This window comes from Bacteroides sp. An19, assembly GCF_002160215.1.
GTDB lineage: Bacteria > Bacteroidota > Bacteroidia > Bacteroidales > Bacteroidaceae > Phocaeicola > Phocaeicola intestinalis.
The window spans coordinates 1-20,192 of sequence record NZ_NFKD01000032.1 but is presented as its reverse complement, the minus strand read 5'-3'; the positions used below and the strand labels follow the sequence as shown (position 1 = coordinate 20,192).

Sequence of the window (20,192 nt, the reverse complement as noted above, 5' to 3'; positions counted from 1 at the left end):
ATCATTTCCCGAATAAAGGTTCTGCCCTGATAATATACTTGTTCTCAACAGCCAGTTTCATGTGTCGGCCACCACCTTTTTCATACAGTTCTATTTCAAAGATTTTATTGTCTGGGATTGTGAACTTGTTAAATCCCAACACAAGCCTGTTGGCGCTCTTTCCCTTTATCTTTGCTTCAAAATCTTTGGTGTATATTGGTTCAATGGTTGTTTCCTGTTGTATGGCGTTCTTGCTTTTTTTGATGTCTCTTTGAAAACATTTTACAAACTCAATGTCATAGTCTATATATGACTTATTTTTCAGGTCAAAGATGAAAAACATGAAGTCTTCATGTACATACAGGTTTGACATTGATAATTCAAACTTGTTCTTTACCTCGCCAACACTGTATATGTTCCTTTTCTTTGTCCTCAATTCTTGGAGGCATTTATCCATCACCTCACTGTTCACATCGATATGGGCCGTATATTCCCGCTTGTCATCATAGTTATAAGTGAAGACCGAAGTTTCGTTCCTCTGGATGACAATGCTGTATGTATTCATGTTCTTGTCAATGACAAAAAGATTCGAGTTCTCAACGGCATCCTTCGCTGTCGAAACTTTCAGCTGATTGTTATAAGTCTGCAATGTAAAGGACATCTCGTTACCTTGTGTCCCGTATATAATGTCCGACGGGAAGAAAAATTCGGCAACGTGCATATCACTGACATCTGCCTGATAGTCGTTATGAACCCATTTACCGTTATCCTCATAGATATTCGGGGACGGATCGGCAAGACCGTTTGCTATATATTTCACATGATAGGTATAGACACTTCCGTCAATACATACGACGGTTACGTTTGTCTCTTTTTCAAAGTCTTCACTCTGTGCGCATAATCTGACAACGTGAGGGGCTTCTTCTACCCTTTCCGCCGAAATAAGCTCTTTCTCTCCTACCTCAATGTCTGATACCTGTACCTGGAATACCAGATGTTTCACAAAATCAAATGAAATGTAGATATTCTTGGCTTTGATGCTTTCCTGTTCGGGACTCTGTGCCTTTATACCGAATGTGGTCACACATAGAACTATAAAAAAATATATCCTTCTCATAACTTTCAATTATAAAATGCGGTGAATACTGTTATCGCCCATAATAAAACAATGCAGGCTAAAAATGAGACCAGTAGTGGCTTTATTTCCGTAAACCTCTTCCCCCCTTTTCTTGACAGATAAATTCTGTAACCGAAAAAAAGGGCTGCTATAACAATTAGATAATTCAATATATTCAAAATCATAGCTTGTCAATTAATGTTTCCAAAGGATGTGGCTGATTGTCATTGCTGTTCTTTTCAAGCTCTGCATATAGCCTCTGCAATTCTTCCTGAACGGCCTTGCGTTTCAGTTTTGATTCTTTTGTCTCTTCCTGTATATACATCTGATAATTGCTCTTCAGGTGGACCTTGACTTGCGAAAGCTTCATGTTCAATATCTGTTTCGCTATCTGAGTCGTTGCATTTACGGCACTGGTTATCTCACTTGTCATAGTCCCTATGGAGGCAAGAGGCATGTCAATATTCTGGACAAGTCCCTGCTGCATCCTTTTAGCCGCCTGTGCCTTCATGTTGTTAGGCAAGTTCAAGCCCTCCATAGCGTCATTGTCAAAGATGACGAAGGAGACAGGACTGATGGTGTTCCCAACTTTCAGGTTGTTTATCACCACTTCCAGCCGGTTGGCTCCTAATGTCGCCACACCGTAAAATAGAGTGTTGGCAGGTATCTTCATGCCACAGACAACGGCATCTTCCAGCATACGCATTCTTACCGTACTTCCGGTGACGACTGTCTGGTCACCATGGATGCAGGCCTTGAATAAGGTGTTGCTGCTTGGCATACTTGCCTGTTGTCTCCTTGCTCTTTTACCATTCTCAGCTATATAGATTGGTTGATTGTTCACAAGGCTGTCTATTGCACTGCCCGGTTGGAGCTTAAGGGGATTTTCCGCTTTTCCCTTTCCCTGATCATCACCTATAATCCTTTTATAAATCTTTTGTCTATAGGCATTGCTCCTCTCCAGTTCCTTGCGGATTTCTGCGTTTTTCCTTGCTTCTCTGATTATCTCTTTCAGTTCTTCTTCATCTTCAATGCTGGCAAGCTGTTTTTCCAACTGCTCCGAAAGATGACTGTCACTGCTGCCATACTCACCCATCACATCCGAATACGGGTCTCTTTTCATTTTCCTTATTTTTTCCAGCGTTGCTTGGTCATATTTCTCATTCCTGTTCTGAAGGTCGAAATAGAAATCTGAACCTCTTACCTGTGATTCATCCATGATTTTCTGTTTCTCCCTTTCTTCTCTTTCATCCTGCTTATAGGCTTCAACTTTATTGAGAGCCTTGTCCTTTGCTTCTGAATCAGGTTCCAGCAACACATTCTGATTCTCTTTCTCGTTTTCAACAGCTTCCTTAGAAGATGCGTCATGGACAAAGAATACATAGAGGAATAAGCCTCCTAATACGATAGGTACAATCATCAGAAGCTTGTTCTTGTCTTTCAAAAAATTGTTAGTTTTCATGTTCATCCGAATTTTCTGGTTGGTTATTATATTCTTCCTGGTTGTCTTCAATAGGTGCTGAATAATGCACTATCCAATCCTCTATCTTTGCCCCGTGGGCATTTTCCTCACTTCTTGATACATCATAGATGGAGAATTCTGCTTCCACTTTTCTTGAAACCTTGCCTCTGGCTCTATATCCCGTCTGCGTGAAAAGGATTTTTCCGGTTACCGGAATAGTTCCCATATCAATGGTTATCTCGTCAATAGACACCCCGTATCTGATGTTTTTCTGAACAAGGGAATTGAGCATATTCACATCATTGTATTCGTTCAAAAGCTCTTTCCCTTTGTTCCCTATAAGGTTCAGGGCACTTGCGATATTTCCCTCATAGGTGTTCTCGTCGAATGCATACCATTTGCCTACAAAGGTCTTGACATGGTTTATGTATTCAAACCTTCTCATATTTGATGCAGGCATACCGCTTGCCTTATATACTTCTCCATTTTTGTCAATGACCAATGCCTGGCTATAAGCTTTCTCCAGCTTTATGGTCTGATAGATGATGCATGTGATAAAAGCTATCGTAAGAATGACACAGTAGCCTATTGACAGTCTTATAGTCATTTTTACAGCATTGTCTACTCCTTTAAATTTCATCAAGTCCATATCGGTTATTTTTTATCATCGATTATACTTCCTCCAATTGATGCCGCGGCACCTACGTTTGTTGCCTTGGCTGCTGCACCGGCACCGCCAAGCAAGGCGATTGTGGCTGCCGTTGTAGCTATTGACATGACCTTAGAGATAATCTTCCCGGCATCGCTGTGTCCGACAATCTTTGACGAAAGCCAGAAGCAGCTGCAATAAGCACCGATAAGAGCCAGATCCATGCCAAGATATTGTAACTGTTGTGTTGCCATGTCAACCAAGTCGGCCGGTGATTCGCATAGTGCCTTTAAAGTTTGCCACATAATCTGATTGAGTATGTTTATCACAGTGAATACCATACACGAAGAACAAAGTGTACCGAACCATACGGAGAGTTGCTTCTGGAATACAGGCAGCATGCTGAATGCAAAGACAAACGGCCCGAGTATGACCAAAATCTTTACAATGACAACGCCTAACCCTAAAATGATGATTTGTATAACCCCGACAATTAATGCCGCCGCAGCATGTATCACAAGTGCAACAAGGTTTGCAGGATTGAGGATAGTGATAATTTTCTCTATACTGGCTCTCAGACCTGTTGTCTCATCCTCTTCCGCTTTCTTGTCAAGCTCATGCTGCATGGCGCCAGTTGTGTCCTCCCCGGCTGCGACCTCCGCTTCAAGTGAATTGGTCTCATATTCTGCAATCATTTCACCCTGGTCATTGCTTGCCTTAGCCATAAACTGGGCAAATTCATTGGCTCTCTCAGAGGATAGCGATGTGGCTTCATTGATCACTTCCATTGTGCCGACAATGGTCTGTGCGATTGGCTTATACATTGTCAGGCAGAAAAACAGTACAAGACAGCGTCCTATTTCCATCATGTCCGGGAACCTGTCTTCATTTGAAGTCAACAACTGACTGGCTCCGTGGTACAGATAGTTATAAGCCAGATTGCAAATAAAACAGATGACTGCAACTCCGAATGCGATAACTGTCATCTTGGATACTAACTCCATTGTGAGTCCGTCTGTAATCTGGAGTCCCCACAAAAAATTGTCTTGGTTCATAGGCTTAGTTGGTATATCTTGTATAGGCTGAAAGGCGACCTTGATAATAGGTTTTTCGGTTGTGTCCTTTCATTGATTTATAAATGACAGTGCTTCTCACTGCTTCGTTAAACTCCCTCATTTCATCAGCAGCCTTTTCCACAGATTCCTTTACCTGTTCGATAAAGGAGATTCTTCCCTCCGAGTTCATCGAGAAATAGCTGGTAACCGTTGCCACCTTCATCAGAAGGTCGGTACTGACACTGAGGTTGACCGTTACTCTTTGGAAGTTAAGGAACTTCAAACAGTGGTAATTGGAACCTACGTTCATGTAAAAGCTGTAATCTTGGCTCAGGCAGGCAACGTCATCCAACAGGTCTGCAAGCTCCTTCAATGATTTCAGCTCCTTCATTTTGTCGATGTTCTGCAAACCTTCCCTCAGTTTCTGGGCTGCTTCCATCTCCTTAATCTGTTCAATCCATTTCTTTACGTTGGTGTACCACTCGGTAGAATTAAGTAAGGTATGTCCGGGATCATGCACTACCCACTGGGCATCCGCTTTCCCTGTGCTGACAAACAGCATGGCTGTCGTGACGATGAGCATTCCTAATATCCTCTTCATAAGCTTAGATGATAAATGTGATAGTAAATATTACACATACAACCCATGCTATCAGGTATGTACGTGCATTTTGCTTTTTTGTGGACAAAGCCCATACTACAAAGATCAGGGCAATGCCTAATAATGCACCCGCTATACTAGGGGCTGCACTGTTCATGCTTGTGTTCATGTCAGTGCTGTAGTTTAACAACTCCGTTAATCCTGCTGTCGCGTCATCCATATTGCTTTCTCCTTTCTTCCAGATATAAGTTTATGGCCGTATAGGTCGAGCCTGTTTCTTTGAATAATTGCTTAATCCTGACTACAGTCGCCTGTTTTGAATCAAAAGCCACTGCTGCAAAGTCCGAAACCTCATTCCTGAAAATGAATGCATCATTTGACATCTTGATGAAGAACTCCCTCCACCGGTCTGTTCTTTGCAATGACTCTATCATATAGATTTCTTCGTCATTGATAGATAAGACGGACTGGATTTCCGGTAGGTTCTGGCGATGTTCCGAGTGGTCCAGGATTATCTTGGTTGCACAGTTGATGATGATTGAGTCTTTTATTCCTGATGGCATATTCTTCAGGAAAAGTATATTCTGTGCTGCCAGTGTGATGCTTCCCTCTTTCTTTCTGAATGTACGGTACAGATAGGCGATGAAATCTCCGAACTTTTCATCCTGAAGGAAATCAAGGGCTTCATCGATAATCAGCTCCTTCATCATTCCCTGCCGTTTCTTTATCTTGTCGACAATCATCTGAAGGGTGATGATGGCCACAAGAGGGAAATATTCCTTTTTCGATGCATCTTCCATATCAAATGCTATGAGCTTGTCATGAACGATGTCCACGTTCTCTTTTGCGTTGAGAAGGAAACTGAGTTCACCGTCTGTATATGGCTCCAGCAGAAGAATAAGCTCCTCTATTTCGAACTTTTGTTTCTCAAAATCGCTCATCCTGTTCCTGAAAACTTCCTGAAGGTATTTCCTGTATGCTTTCATGTCCGGGAATATCCTCTCGTTGCTCTGGCCTACTGATGAGTTGTTCACGTGATCATAGAACCCAATTATGGATTTCCTGAGAATGGCCGTCTCAGCCGGCATCATCTGTTCCCTTGCCTTCCAGATGTAGCTTATTATGGCTACAATAGTCTTTATCTGGTCATCCGCTGATTCTGCATCCGATGTGTCGATATACAGATATTTCCCGTTCTTGTCACGGTCACATAGGAACGGATTGAACGCAAACTTCTTCTGCTCCGTAGAATCGAAATATTTACCTCCGTTCAAGGCTATCATTGAACGGTATGACCCACCAATGTCTATGATCATGATGTCCCTCCCCAGTTCATAGCTTTGCAGAATGTAGTTGTTCAGCCAGAAGGATTTTCCGGAACCGGACGGTCCGATAACGATCCTGTTCTTGTTGTTCAAGGTCGGATAGTCCCATAGGTTTATCTTTACAGGTGTGCCGAAACGGTCATTGTATATGTGTCCTTTCATGTCTGACATATACATGCCTTCTTTCTGCAAATAACAGATAGCCTGCTTGGTCGTATTGATGAAACCTCTGTAATTGGCTCTGGCGTTACCCGGTATGTTTGTAAAGAACAGATTGCACAGTTCCGCATTCTCTGTATAACAACCGCTTTGGTTCATAAACGAGAAACCTTGCTGTACAAGGGCTATCTTACGCATCAAGGATGTCTTGTCCGTATCATTGATAACGACATTGAACGATGTGTATGCGGTCTGATAATCAAATTTCGTAATCTCTTCACAGAACAACCCTTGCTCCTTCTGCTTCTCTGCTGCAGGGGGATAGAAGTTCGTGATGTAGTTCAAGGCGTCTTTCTCTGCCCCTATTGCGGTTACTGTCGCATCAGGATCAGTGATTTCGATTACCACGTTTACGATATGGTTAAACGGCAATCCAAGGCCTACGGGATAAATCATGGAACATTTGCTCTTGATACTGTCAGGTATCTCAATGTTCCCCCCGTATGAACGCGCCTTACCTGTGTGCGGAACGGAAAGTTCATGAAGGTGCTCGCCTTCAATGGTCAGTGAAAGCATAGATACGTATTGCTGACCGATTTTCATTTCGCCGTTCCGAGTGATGGCCATCGGATTTACAACCTTTTCCGTAGCATCCTCTACCGGTGTGTCATAAGACAGATTGATGTAATCGTAAACAGCGTTGTTCAATTCCTTGCTGTTCATCTTCCTGATTTCGAATTGCTGGATAGATGCCAGACCATTCTCGAAATTAAGGAGTGAGGCTTCCATATCGGTCATTCGTCTTTCATAATCCCTGTATGGCTGCTTAAACGGGTAATGTAATCTTCGTAGCAGTGATGTGTTGGTCGCACTCTTTCTTATCTTGCCGTTCTTTTTCCCGTTTGTAAATGTCAAATACAGGTTTGTATAACTGTTCAGTATTTCCTTACCGTCGAAATGCCGGTTGTTCTCGGCTATCAGGGCATTGTTTGAGTATTCCTGATTGTTGTACTCTCCTGTGTAATAGAATATCTGCTGATGTATGACAGTTCCTGCCGGAAGCATCTTTAAAAGAGCTTCAAGTCTCTCATGGATATAGTCTGCTTCTTTTTCCGAAAGTGTGAACACTTCAGGAAGAAGCATCCTGTACCCTACTGTGATGTCACCGTTCCCATTGATGATCGCATTCTGGGTGATGGTCTGTATTGGCAATATGTCTGCCAGATCAGTGGCCTTGTCTGTTACTTGCACTTCCTCATTCCGCATATACAGGATTGCTATGAGAAGAGCTAACATGCAAATGACAACGCTTGTCAGGATGATAAGTGTGACCATTGGCTTTTCAGTTTAGAATGAATTTGAAAATCTTGTTTTTATCTACTATTTTTCGGGGTGTTGCACTCCGTACACTCAACCCTGTGAGAAAATCCGGGTTCCCGGCCTTGTGCTCCTTTTTTAAGGTATTGAACAGTAGTCCGGAAAGGAATACTATTCCGCTGAGTAAGAGCGTAATGACCAGTGGGTGCAGTTGCTTGAATATGCATACGATGATCGTGATGGCCACTATTAGCATGAATATTCCGAACTGTCCGGATGACAAACCGAAGAATTTAATCGGCTTGTTGATTTTTCTCATGGTTCTCATGACTCAGATAATCAGGAAGGCAACCATAATCACTACAACAGCAATGATCCATCCTAAAAGGTATTCCTTGGCGTGCGGGTTATTGGTTGCAAGGGAGTAAATAACGAATACCAGCGCAATACCCAAAACGGCAGCAAGTATGTATTTTGCCACATCCAGAATCGTGTCCGCTCCTTCCTTGGCGGTGTCTGTCACTTCCGAAAGACTGCTTATCTTAAGGCCGCTTTGTGCTTCAATCTCAATCGGGGCAGCAACCATGAACAGAAACATAAGCCCTAATGCCCACTTGCTTACACTGTTGTTTACCTTCTCAAATCTCTTTTTTAATTGCTTCAGTACTTCCATAATTCTTCAATTTTAAAGTTTATACATGTATTGTTTTGATCATATTCCATTGCACATTTTCAAATTTTATGAACTTATCCATTTCTGTATCATCCGTTTTCCCTTTTGTCTCCTCCGGTTTTTTCCCACTGTAGTAGTAGGTCCTGCCGTCAAGGAACATGTCCGCTATCTCCTTTGCCAGGTCATCTTCCTCAGTATTCTCAACCTGGAAGATTACCCTGATAACCGGTGCATTCTCCTGTATTTTCTCTCTTTTGTCACTTGCTGCTCCTGGTATTTGATCTTTATTCTCGTTTCGGCTTTCTTTCATGCCTTTCCTTTTAGTCGCAAAATGATAGATACCAAGTGAGAAGACAATGAGTATAATAACATCTGCTATGCTCATACCAAAGACCATATTAATAACCAGACAACCAATGCTACTATATAGGTGATAATAGCCTCCTTTGTTTTTTCATGATTGGTTATCAGCTTTTTAAGTACAGATAAACCTGCACAAACAAAGCCAATGCCAACCAGCATTGCACCTACTTCACGGTACAACGATATCAGGCCGGATACATCTGTACTGGCTTGCAATAAGACAAAAAGTAACATGGCTCTTATTTATAAAGAAGAATCTTCAATCCCGCATTCCATACCGTGTTCCATTCCTTTATAGACAACGGGCTCCACATCTCTTTTATTCCGACGATGATTGCGAGTTTTGGCAATATGAAAAATTCCACTTCAGTCCCGATTTCCGGACCTACGATAAACTGATATTCTTCTGATGGATGTTTGGTGTATTCTGTTCCCAGAAAACAACCAATACCTATATTCCAGTAAATTGATTTAAGATTGCTGACTATTGTGCGGTTATAACTGCCATTTATAAACCAGTTCCGTGCTGTCTCTTCCCGCTCCCGGCTCTGCATGGCAGTCATTTTCCCTAGGGATTGGCTCGCGTCTGTATTGACCGAATACTCGAAACTATTTTCAAAATAATTCAATCCTGCTTTCCAGTAGGATGTCCTGTCAATGTATTTAGAGAATGATATATTTGCTGCCTTATCGGCTTTCCCGAATATGTTGGTGCCATAACTTCCTTCTAAAGCTGAAATCCTCTTATAGTGTCTCTGTGCTTTGACCATACTGTCTCCCGCGAATAGGAGGAGAATCAGTATTACGATTTTCATGTTGCTGTACATAGTGCTTTCTGTTTTTAAAGTTAATATTATCTAGTTTCTTATTTTTATGTTTTATCATATTCTAATTTAGTAATTGTATCGAATTTCGTCCAATCTGTTACAAAAATTGTTTGATTTTGTCCAAACATATAGATAATATGCGTAACTGCAAATAAAATGATTTTTTAATTTCAGCGGTATGTCGTTTTATTAATCTAGTTTCATTTTTTCCTATGATGTAAAACATATAATGGCTAGACAATAAAAAAAGGCAGGATACCGGTTGTGTAAAAGTATCCTGCCCTTTCCATGGGGTTATCTGAAGATCTTTTTTCTAGCTTTGCTGAGAGCCTGAGGGGTTATTCCGATGTATCTCGCTATCTCTTTTAACGGCACATGCTTAAAAAGCCATTTTTCTTTATTTAGTACCTTTTCATACCTTTGGTGTGCGGTCATACAATGTATTCCTTCCTCTCTTTCTATTTTGTGCATGAGAGACTTTTCAAGGTGGAAAATAGTGAGCTTACAGAAATTGAAGGATTCAGCGAACATTTCAAAAGCTCTGTGCTTTTTCATTCGCCATACCTTACAGTCTGTATTCGCTTTTATGCTGTAACAGGCTTTGTGTTCTGGATTGTGCAGGAAAAAAGGATTTATGAATGCCCTGTCATCCATAAACCTTGCATTTATAAACCCACCTTTGGAATCCGGAAAGCAGATGTTCAGGATTCCTTTTTCCAGGTAATAGAAATGTTCCACCAGTTCATCTTTAGTAATCAGATAATGTCCTTTCTTCAAATGAAAAGATTCGAAATTCTTTTCAAAATACTCTTTTTCCTCCTGTGTGAAACAGATGTGTTCTTGAAGCCCCATCTTCTTGATGGTCTCATCAATAAGTCTAGTTATTTGTGTCGGTGCCATAAATTTATGTAATGGCACGGTTCCGCCTTGCCAAACGAGGGAGTGGTGTGGCCCTTATAAAGCACTGCTTCCCCGCGCCGCATTATCCGGTACGGGTTCGCAGCTGCTTTATAGTTTAACTTCTGACACCACTCTTCCGTTTGGCAGCTGTATGTATGTAAAAAAACGGACTCCCATTTTTCATGGAAATCCGTTGCAAATTTATGAAAAGTTATTCATTAATACTTTATCTAGGCCTAATATCTGCCATATTTATAGTATAATTTTCTTTAGGCGGCATTTTCATAACATTAATATAAATGTTTCTGTATATCTCAGTCTTCAGTTCTTTGTCGGCATCGCTGTATGCCCATTCTGTAAATTCCTCATTAAAGTTACCGCTGCCGAATACGAAGCAATCTTTATATTTATAGGTCTCATATACTTGCACACCCTTTTTCTTTAAGAAGGCATCTTTTAGCCCTTCATAATATTGGGAGGTTATTATAGCCTTTGCTTTTTCATCGAAGTATTTGAGCGTTTCTTCGGAAAATCTGAATTTGATACTATATGCCCATTTCTCATTTTCCCTTTTAACAAATTCGTATTCGAACCTCGTTTGTGTCAGATTCTTGTTAATTGCGTTTAGTGTTGTAACCACCTTTTTCTTGCGGTCATGGTTATTAGCGATGTTAATGTCAAAATGCCTGGCTAATTCATCTACGGTCATAGTGAACTCGGGCTCCTGACCGGCTTGAATCTTGTGCTTGATAAGAAAAATCATTTTTGATAAATTCAGATAGAATTTCCTGTAAGACCTTTTGTTTGGCAGATTCCTATAATCCTTCAGGTCTATCAGGTTATATCCAGTAAACATCAGATTCTTCAGCTCTTTGCTCAGGTTGACCTTATACATTCGTTTGGTCTTTTTCTTTGTCCCAAAATTGTCCTTAATGTCGAAGCTTTCCAAGATAGGGATAAATTTGTATCTTGTGGCTCCATTGACATTATAGGCTACACTGAGTGTATTCTTCCCTAAACTGAATAAGGCGGATTCAAAAAAAGTCTCTATGGGGTGCTCTATCTGTTCACCCGCATATTCGGTCTTATAGACTGGTTTAATTGCGCCAAATGTTTTCGCTTTTTGTTCTTCGGTCAATTTACGCTGGAGCTTTGTCCTCTCATACCCCATTACAGTGCAGAAGTCTTCCATTGAAAACCAAGTTTCACCAAACAAGTCCTTCATTTGTGTATTGGCGGCAAAAATTATAATATCATGCATGATTGTTCCTCCTGATTCAATCAGCAGATCAAGATTATCACCATTGTAGGGCTCGCTAAGTGTGCGTGGTACCCTGCTTAATTCTTTATATTGTTCAGATTCAGCCATCATTTTCGCCATTTGTTCGCAAATATAGCGATTTTCTATTCATTTAGTGTATAAATAATACACTAAATAGCTAATAGATAACTATATTCTATCTCCAGATGTGTAAAGGTGTCCCACTTGCTTTTTCTGTAAGCCAATATAAATCGCATCCCAAATGGCTGGTGCAAAAATAAACATTGTATTTTTCCTGTTTGGATTAATTTCTTTCCTTCATTAGTTGTGCAAAAACGTCCTGACACCTCTTTTTTTTACCTTTGCAGATGTGCAGAAGCATCCCGTTTACTCCGATTAGATGTGTAAAACCATCCCGTTTACTCCGATTAGATGTGTAAAAGTGTCCCGTTTGATCTTCGCAGATGTGTAAAAGTGTCCCGTTTGATCTTCGCAGATGTGTAAAAGTGTCCCAGATTATCCCTCAGATGTGTAAAAGTGTCCTTTCTCTCTTTTTTCAAAATCCCTAAAAGCTCCCTCTGAAAGCAGCTTGCGGGGATTTCCTGATTTTACCAGATGTGTAAAACCATCCCACATTTTCCTAATATCCTAAAAACCTAATAAAAACAAATGCTTCGACTGATGGATACATACTTTCGGAAAAATATTATCTGAGAGAACCTTTGTGTTTTTTGCTTTATTAACAGTTGGGGTTTTACAGGAAAAATAAGCTATTCCTGCAGATGTGTAAAAGTGTCCCACTTGCCTTCGCTGGCAGTGCCAGTTGTGAAGAATTGTCCGGTTGTTATGTTAGTATATAAGTTAACGATGGCTTACATGCATTTATCTAGAAAACCTGATAGTTTATTCGATATAAAAATTATTTCTTTAATTAATAATTAGTTATGGATTTTAATTTTTATATTTGCAAATAAAAACGTGTGTTTGCAAATCAAATAAAACGTGTAACTGCAAACAATAAAAAACTTGTGATTCTATTATATGGCAACGATAGCGGAAAAAATGGTTGAGTCCTTAAAGGTGCTGCAAGCTTTACAGGACGATAAAACATGTGTTGTGTTGAAAGGAACAAATGAAATCAGCCGTACCCACCTGAACAGGCTGCTTAAAAGCGGATATTTACAGGAAGTGATGAAAGGCTGGTATATTTCTTCTAGACCGGGTGCAGAAGGGGACACAACAGTATGGTACACCTCGTACTGGTATTTTGTGGCTAAATATGCTACAGAACGGTTCGGAAATGAGTGGTGCCTGACTCCTGAACAGTCACTTGACATCCATTCCGGGAAGAGCACGATTCCCGTACAATCGATTATACGTTCCCCGCATGGCAACAATAACATGATAAAACTGATGTATGGTACTTCTCTGTTTGACTTGAAAGCGGATGTTCCGGCAGAGATTACCAAGCATCCTTTATATGGTGTGAATATGTATTCATTGGCTGAAGGGCTGGTTTATGCCTCCCCTTCCTATTTTCAGACGGAAGAGGTAGCCGCACGCACCTGTCTGTCAATGGTAAAAGATGCTTCTGACCTTATCAGAATCCTTTCGGAGAAAGGAGCTTCATTAAGAGCAGGTAGAATAGTCGGTGCTTTCCGTAATATAGGGAATGACAAAATCGCTGATGCCATAATGCAGTTTATGAAAAGACTTGGGTATAATGTGGTTGAAGAAGACCCTTTCAGCCACACTCCTGCCATTCCTATAACTTATCAGATTTCCCCCTATGCCACCCGGCTGAGACTTATGTGGGAGAATATGAGAAAAACAGTATTGTCATTGTTCCCAAAGGCTCCAGGAATGAATGCTGATATAGAAGGGTATCTGAAAAGTGTCGATGAGAGGTATACTGAGGATGCTTATCATTCGCTTTCCATAGAAGGCTACAAAGTGTCTCCCGAACTGATTGCAAAGGTAGGTGCCGGAGACTGGAAACCGGAAAGTGAAGATAAAGAGCAAAAGAATGCGTTGGTTGCGCGAGGCTATTATCAGGCATTTCAAGAGGTAAAACGTACCATATTGGAAATCCTGAAAGGTAAGAATCCGGGTGAAGCCATTGAGGAATCTCACGGGAACTGGTATTTTGAGATGTGGTCTCCTTTCATTGTTGCGAATATATTAAAGCCATCAGATTTAGTCGGGTATCGTACAGGACAGGTGTATATACGCGGCTCGTTGCATATACCCCTCCCTCCTACCGCTGTCAATGATGCGATGGATGTCCTTTTCGACTTATTGAAGAATGAACCCAGTCCGGCTGTCAGGGCTGTATTGGGGCATTTCTTCTTTGTATTCGTTCACCCGTATATGGATGGCAACGGACGCATGGGGCGTTTTATACTAAATACGATGCTTGCTTCCGGCGGTTATAACTGGACAGTCATTCCAGTTGATAGAAGAAACGAATATATGCAGGCATTGGAGAAAGCGAGTGTCGAAGGTGACATATCCGACTTTACAAGGGTTATCGCCTCTCTATTGCGCTAAACCTCAGTGGAATCTGCAATTTTGCCAAGGAAATTATCGGGCAAAGCCGTAATGTTGATGTACCGGCTTTGCCCATTACTCGGTTTTGATTATGTGTCAGATTCAAAATCCTATAAATTCATATACTTCTTTACTGCCGCTTGAATTTCTTTATTGTATTTTTCAAATGCGGCTTCAAGAATATTGGTGGCTAACACATGCATACTTACACCTGAAACATTTGCAAGTCTCTTAAGTTTGCCATGTGTTTCTTTTGAGATGCGGATCATTTCCACCTCCTTTATTTTCCTTTCCTGGAATAATAAGTTATACTCCTCTTTTCGGTTGGCTTCTTTGTCCTTTTCGACATTTTCTTGGATGGCTTTATCCTTTTTTTCCGAAAGTACGTTTTCAGGTTTAACAGCTTCTTTTATTTCTTGCTGCCCTTCTTCTTTTTGTGCTAGTTCCGGATTCGTTGTTATTGTAGGAGCCACATTTTCCGTTTCCTTTATTTCCTTTTCCATCTTGGATGCATTGGCCAAGAGTTTGCTCATGCCGGTTGATGTCGTCTTATTTCCCATGTTATTCCTCCTCAATATGTTTGCTGATTAATTCTATCACTTCCTCACAGAACTGGTCACACGGATGATGGTAATTGCTGCTTAATGTTGACAGGTTCCTCTGATAATCCACCCTCGAATCTTTGATATAGCTTTCCATGAGCTGGAAAGGTAGATTTTCCTTATTTTTAATTATTTCCTTAAACTCCAGAACATTTGGCATTACCCTATTCATCACACCTCTTACGGTTGTCTTCATGCCATTTTCCTTTCGTGCCTTTATGATGTTTTTATATACACTATCATAGAAGTATAAAGTAGCACTTAAATCCGTGTTGTTCGGTTCAAAAGGCATAATAACGATGTCAATGAAATGCAAGGTTTCTACCACACCATTTTGTTTAAGGTTACCCGGAAAGTCAACTAATATGACATCAAAACTTTCTTTCAGGAAATCCAGCTGGTTGATGAACTCTGAGGAAGAAATATTCATTACTTCGTATTCTTCCTTCAAGTTGTTGCTTTCATCACTTTCGGATTGGCGAAGCCTTCCCATTGTATTTTGCATGTCGTCAATATCCACAACTCCAATTTTTATGCCGTCCTCACCCAATGAGTGTACATAGCCTGCGAATAATGCAGTCAGTGTTGATTTTCCAACCCCACCTTTGGGGTTTTCGAATGCTAACGTTATACCAGGTAATTTCTTCCCCATAATCTATCAAATTTAGTTATTGTGCAAATATAAAATTTAGAAATTAATAATGCAAGAAATAACATAATTTATTACGTGAAAAAGAAAGATATTTATTCCTAACGTATATAAGTAATACATATCGTACATAATAAATTAAATACATACATTAATATGATATAAAGAAAATAAGAAATAAAATATTTAATATATTAATAAAGAAAGAAATAAATAAAGTAAGTAATAAAGTAAGTAAGTACTAATGTGTTAATGTAATATTTGCACATTAGTACATTAGTACAAATGTTGCAATGTAACATTGTTTGCTATGTATAATATGTACAAAGTTACTTTGTTGCAAATGTTACAATGTTACAAAGTAACTTCCGCTATATTTGGACTCTTTATACCTTTGTTTTTTTAATCCAGATTAATTAAATCACGAAAATTCTTCAGTATTATTGCTTACCATAATCATATTTATTACATTAGTACACGCAAGGTATGTTTTTGTATATACAAAAACTCCTTGCATCAACCGAGTTGATGTATTCTGCTCGTTTTACTCACAAATTTAGGACTTGTATTATGAACGAAAAACGTACCCAATCTATTATATTGAGGTTGACAGAAAAGGAGAAAGAGATGCTTGTTTTTTTGGCAAAAAGACATGATATGAATATATCTTCTTATGTGCGCAATATGTCATTGAAAGGTTCTGTCGTTACGAAAACCGATATTCAAACCGTTATAGAATTGAAGAGAATAGGTAACAATCTTAACCAGATAGCAAAACAAATTAACCTGATACCTCATGAAGATAACATAAAAATCCACCTTCAGGAGATACATGATTCGTTAAATATGATATCAGAAATAACAAAAAAACTCGTATGAAATGATTGCTAAAATTGAACCGGCTTTTTCATCCATGTCAACATTGTGCCGAAAAATCGAATACCAACTGGAGAAAATATCTTCAGGTGAAGCCAAAGAATTATTCAATTCTACGGGTGATGCCTTAACTTCATTTTCAGAGTATATGTTTCTTTTCTCTTCGCTTAATGACAGGGTGAAACTGCCTTATTCTGAAATTACTTTGAATCTTTCTCCCGGTGAAAGACTATCTGATGATGATTGGGTTAATCTGTCGACAGAATATATGGAAAAAATGGGGTATGGGAACTGTTGCTATTCGGTCATTTTAAATATCGACAAGGAGCATTCCCATGTTCATATATTGCACAGCCGCATAGATTCCGAAGGGAAATCCGTATCGAATTCTTTGGATTATAAACGGTCGGAAAAACTGGCGAGAGATCTTGAAAAGAAATATAACCTTATCAGTCTTACGGAAAATGGAAAGACAAAAGAACGGTTGTCTTCAATTTCCGGACAACGCTACTATTTTGATAATGCTTTGAAGAAGGCAGCCAGAAATTATGCTGTTAAAGATAGGGTGATGACTATTTTATCCTCATCTGGTGCATCAGAGCTGCTTGGCGATAGATTATTCAAATCAAGACTGAGCAATGAAGAATGGATGTCTGTTCTAGGCAATCATGAGTATGATGCTATTCTTTCCATTCTCAAAAAAGGTGGATTTATGAAGTCATTATATAAAGAGGACCTTTTATGCAGACTCGATAAAGCCTATGCCGTGAGCAATACTTTTCAGGAATTCAGGTCCAATCTGCAAAAGGATGGAGTATATATGCGTCTGACAAGTAAAAAAGACAAGTCATATTATGTGTATGGCTTGTCTGAAGATTCATTCTATATTAAGGATACATCCTTACCTCAGAAATTCAGATATGGAAATATGAACTTTGATGTAAGGTCTATGTCTTACGATGAACAGAAGCATTTCATTTTTAATAAACTGAACCTGATGTTGGGAAAATCCGCTTCTTATGAAGATTTTAAGCGTTTATTGGGAGAATCCGGTATAGGTATAAAAGAACATGTGAATAGCCAAGGCGTATATGGTCTCTCTTTTTCTATTATGGATATAGATATGGCATTTGAATTTAAGGCCTCAGACATATCGCGAAAATTTTCTTTCGCAAATATTCAGAGACATTTCTCCAGTGATCCGTTTTTACATGACAACACGATTCATAGGGTAGGGGAGTGGCGAGAGTCTTTGGAACGCGACAATGAATATATGTCACATTCTTCTTTACCTTTCATTCCAGATATTGATATTACAGGAGGCGGCAGGAAAAATAAGGAAGATGATTTTCTGCCAGCCAAACGTAAAAGGAAACATAAAAACAATGATTTGTCACTTTAAAATTATCAAATATGAATTTTCAAACTCTTTTAAAAAAATATACTCCGGTTGAGCATGGCGATTTCTTTCGCCTATATAGAATCAACAATAGAGGTTATGTAATTTACTGTAATGAAAATAACGTACTTTGCTGTATGGAATTGTGCGGTTTTACTGACCTTTCAATAAATGTGTTGGCTGAATTACTCAATGCCAATTTTGAGGCCAAGGAGGAGTGCGAAGAATTTTCTCTACCAGTACGTTGCTGCAGGCAGCAGATAATTGATTATTTGTTTGATGTATCAGCTAAGGAAACCAATGTAAAGCTCAAGCATGTTTCGGGGTTGCATGGATATTTGCTTAAATCCATACATCAGGATAAGTCAGGGGAAAATGCCTATCGCAATCTTTTTCAGTTTGATTCTGTAAACGGGATTACAAAACTTTTATTTGACGACAAACAGTGTCTTGCTTCGATACGGACAGACAAGTCCGGTTCGGTATATATCTGCTGGAATCCTATCTTGTTCCTTGGACTGGACAAGTCCGGTGATCCGGACTCTACAGGTTATTTACTTGCTTCATCTTCTCCTTTGCTGGTTGATTATGTTTTGTCTAAAATATCTTGTGAACGGGATATAAAAGTAATGGTCGGAAGCAATTATTTAGAGGCACTGCTTTTTATTTCTTCATTTGCTTCTTCACATGATATGTCATATAAGCTATCTGTGTATTGTGATGAAATGAATGTGCTCATTCAGTTCTTGAACTGGCCTACTCCTCAGAAGATAATAAACTTTATCTCTCTACTTAATAAGCATATACCAGAGGGATATGAAAAGCTTTCATGCGTTATGGTTAATAAGAAAATATATTTGCAGGTTCCGGCTATTCGGTCTTATTTAAAGCCATTGCTTTACTTATACTTTGATTTGTGGGGTGACTCATTATATTTGTCCTTATTGAAGTTAGATGCATCCTAATTATTATATTTGCATCCATTTTTATATATTTATTATCAACCTTTATAAATAACAATATGACTAAATCTGAATTGGTTAAACAAATATCTTCTGCCACAGGCATAGATTATACAACAGCATTAACAGTAATAGAGGCATTTATGACTGGAGTGAAATGTTCATTGAAAAATCAGGAGCCTGTTTATTTGAGAGGTTTCGGAAGTTTCATCTTAAAGCATAGGGCAGAAAAGACTGCTCGTAATATAAGTAAAAACACTACTGTAATTGTGCCAGAACATAATATACCTGCTTTCAAACCGGCCAAAGAGTTTATAGACTCTATAAGCAGATTGAAAGGCATATAATAGGGATAGTTTTGCACAACTATCCATTTATGTCCTTTACAAATATCTGTAAGGGACATAAAGACAGGATAAAGTTACACAACTATAATATTATTATACACCAGTCAGAAATAATGATAAATAGATAGGATAGTGGCTATATGAAAGATCAACTAGCTTTATTAAGAAAATGCCTCGTTAATGAAATACCGGCTGTTGTATTTCAGGGTGATGATTCCTGCACTGTGGAAGTGTTGGAGGCTGCATTAGAAATTTACAGAAGACATGGAGCTTCTTGTGAGTTTTTATATGACTTCCAGAATGTGATAGAAGATGTCAAGAAATATCAGAAACAGAATCCTCATAGATTAAAACTTGCTGATATGACAGAAGTAGAGAAAGAAATCCTCCGAAAGGAAATGGTTGAGAAAGGGTTGCTCGGATGAATGTTAAACTTACAATGTTTTCTGCCGATCTTAGCAGTGAACTGCCATTGCCGTTTGCCGATCAAGGTGTAAGGGCGGGTTTCCCTTCTCCGGCCCAGGATTACATGACTGACAGCATAGACCTGAATAGGGTACTGATACGCCATCCTGCCACCACTTTTTATGCCCGTGCTTCCGGTGATTCCATGAAGGGTTGTGGCATTGATGACGGCGACCTTCTTGTCATAGACAAGTCACTGGATCCTCAGGACGGTGACATTGTCGTGGCCTTCATCGACGGTGAGTTCACGCTGAAGATTGTGCGTTTTGATGATAAAGAAAACTGTATATGGCTTGTTCCGGCCAATGAGGAATATTCACCCATTAAGATTACCGAAGAAAACAACTTCCTGATATGGGGGGTTCTTACATATAACATCAAAAGGCAGCTTAAAAAAAGATGATAAGGAATTTGCAGGGAGAAGATGTTTAAATATATGGACTGACGCTAATCTTGAAGCTCATGACTTTATACCAAGTGATTTTTGGCTTAATAGCCTCCAGTATGTTGAACCAGCCTTACTTCAGTCAGAGGTATATATTAGAGTTTATGTAAATTAGTTATGATAGTTCCAAGGGTTGATTTTAATTCTGAGATTATGCAGTGCCATACATGTGGAAAAGATGTTTTCTACAAAGTTGTTCGCCCTGAGCC

Annotated in this window: 20 protein-coding genes; 7 read left to right on the top strand and 13 right to left on the bottom strand. The window is 39.4% G+C overall.

Annotated elements, in window-relative coordinates:
* Position 1: 1 nt before the first annotated feature.
* The 11 genes from B5F25_RS12360 to B5F25_RS12290 all read right to left on the bottom strand — a co-directional run bounded on the left by B5F25_RS12360 (position 2) and on the right by B5F25_RS12290 (position 11,799).
* Complete coding sequence (locus tag B5F25_RS12360) at positions 2-1,096, bottom strand: DUF4138 domain-containing protein (RefSeq protein WP_140406930.1); 1,095 nt, start codon at positions 1,094-1,096, stop codon at positions 2-4.
* Positions 1,097-1,277: 181 nt separating this feature from the next.
* A complete protein-coding gene (gene traM / locus B5F25_RS12350; RefSeq protein WP_087249916.1) occupies positions 1,278-2,558 on the bottom strand; it encodes a conjugative transposon protein TraM in 1,281 nt (426 codons plus the stop codon).
* Positions 2,548-3,207, bottom strand: a complete 660-nt coding sequence (locus B5F25_RS12345) for a hypothetical protein (protein WP_087249888.1) — start codon at positions 3,205-3,207, stop codon at positions 2,548-2,550. Before B5F25_RS12345 ends, traM begins: the two co-directional genes overlap by 11 nt.
* Before the next feature lie 5 nt (positions 3,208-3,212).
* Entirely contained in the window at positions 3,213-4,262 is a 1,050-nt protein-coding gene (locus tag B5F25_RS12340) for a hypothetical protein (RefSeq protein WP_087249887.1), read from the bottom strand.
* A gap of 4 nt (positions 4,263-4,266) precedes the next feature.
* On the bottom strand, positions 4,267-4,863 hold the full coding sequence (locus B5F25_RS12335; RefSeq protein WP_087249886.1) for a hypothetical protein: 597 nt from the start codon (positions 4,861-4,863) through the stop codon (positions 4,267-4,269).
* Positions 4,864-5,075: 212 nt separating this feature from the next.
* Positions 5,076-7,682: a TraG family conjugative transposon ATPase gene (locus B5F25_RS12325; protein WP_087249884.1), complete on the bottom strand. Its 2,607-nt coding sequence runs from the start codon at positions 7,680-7,682 to the stop codon at positions 5,076-5,078.
* 313 nt (positions 7,683-7,995) lie between these two features.
* The gene (locus B5F25_RS12315; protein WP_087209086.1) at positions 7,996-8,328 is read right to left on the bottom strand and encodes a hypothetical protein; all 333 of its coding nucleotides are present in this window, start codon (positions 8,326-8,328) and stop codon (positions 7,996-7,998) included.
* A gap of 28 nt (positions 8,329-8,356) precedes the next feature.
* Positions 8,357-8,722 (bottom strand): hypothetical protein, encoded by a 366-nt coding sequence (locus tag B5F25_RS12310; RefSeq protein WP_087209033.1) that lies wholly within the window; start codon positions 8,720-8,722, stop codon positions 8,357-8,359.
* A gap of 217 nt (positions 8,723-8,939) precedes the next feature.
* A complete protein-coding gene (locus B5F25_RS12300; RefSeq protein ID WP_087209039.1) occupies positions 8,940-9,527 on the bottom strand; it encodes a hypothetical protein in 588 nt (195 codons plus the stop codon).
* A gap of 294 nt (positions 9,528-9,821) precedes the next feature.
* Positions 9,822-10,427 carry a Crp/Fnr family transcriptional regulator gene (locus B5F25_RS12295; protein ID WP_087209042.1) on the bottom strand — a complete coding sequence of 202 codons (606 nt, stop codon included), beginning with the start codon at positions 10,425-10,427 and terminating at the stop codon, positions 9,822-9,824.
* A gap of 226 nt (positions 10,428-10,653) precedes the next feature.
* A complete protein-coding gene (locus B5F25_RS12290) occupies positions 10,654-11,799 on the bottom strand; it encodes a hypothetical protein (protein ID WP_239466100.1) in 1,146 nt (381 codons plus the stop codon).
* A 930-nt stretch (positions 11,800-12,729) separates the two neighbouring features.
* Between B5F25_RS12290 and B5F25_RS12285 the strand changes: the two genes are divergently transcribed.
* Positions 12,730-14,238, top strand: a complete 1,509-nt coding sequence (locus B5F25_RS12285) for a Fic family protein (RefSeq protein WP_087249883.1) — start codon at positions 12,730-12,732, stop codon at positions 14,236-14,238.
* 110 nt (positions 14,239-14,348) lie between these two features.
* Here B5F25_RS12285 and B5F25_RS12280 read toward each other — a convergent pair whose 3' ends face one another.
* Entirely contained in the window at positions 14,349-14,798 is a 450-nt protein-coding gene (locus tag B5F25_RS12280; protein WP_087249882.1) for a DUF3408 domain-containing protein, read from the bottom strand.
* Position 14,799: 1 nt separating this feature from the next.
* The gene (locus B5F25_RS12275; RefSeq protein WP_087249881.1) at positions 14,800-15,492 is read right to left on the bottom strand and encodes a ParA family protein; all 693 of its coding nucleotides are present in this window, start codon (positions 15,490-15,492) and stop codon (positions 14,800-14,802) included.
* A 567-nt stretch (positions 15,493-16,059) separates the two neighbouring features.
* Here B5F25_RS12275 and mobC point away from each other — a divergent pair.
* The 6 genes from mobC to umuD all read left to right on the top strand — a co-directional run bounded on the left by mobC (position 16,060) and on the right by umuD (position 19,941).
* Complete coding sequence (mobC, locus tag B5F25_RS12270) at positions 16,060-16,368, top strand: plasmid mobilization relaxosome protein MobC (protein WP_087249914.1); 309 nt, start codon at positions 16,060-16,062, stop codon at positions 16,366-16,368.
* Position 16,369: 1 nt separating this feature from the next.
* Positions 16,370-17,767: a relaxase/mobilization nuclease domain-containing protein gene (locus tag B5F25_RS12265; protein ID WP_087249880.1), complete on the top strand. Its 1,398-nt coding sequence runs from the start codon at positions 16,370-16,372 to the stop codon at positions 17,765-17,767.
* Positions 17,768-17,778: 11 nt separating this feature from the next.
* Positions 17,779-18,729, top strand: a complete 951-nt coding sequence (locus B5F25_RS12260) for a hypothetical protein (RefSeq protein ID WP_087249879.1) — start codon at positions 17,779-17,781, stop codon at positions 18,727-18,729.
* 56 nt (positions 18,730-18,785) lie between these two features.
* Positions 18,786-19,073, top strand: a complete 288-nt coding sequence (locus B5F25_RS12255; RefSeq protein WP_087249878.1) for an HU family DNA-binding protein — start codon at positions 18,786-18,788, stop codon at positions 19,071-19,073.
* Between the two features lie 140 nt (positions 19,074-19,213).
* A complete protein-coding gene (locus tag B5F25_RS21220; protein ID WP_140400141.1) occupies positions 19,214-19,498 on the top strand; it encodes a hypothetical protein in 285 nt (94 codons plus the stop codon).
* Positions 19,495-19,941, top strand: coding sequence for a translesion error-prone DNA polymerase V autoproteolytic subunit (umuD, locus tag B5F25_RS21215; RefSeq protein ID WP_140400143.1), 447 nt, complete (start codon positions 19,495-19,497; stop codon positions 19,939-19,941). Before B5F25_RS21220 ends, umuD begins: the two co-directional genes overlap by 4 nt.
* Positions 19,942-20,192: the final 251 nt, after the last annotated feature.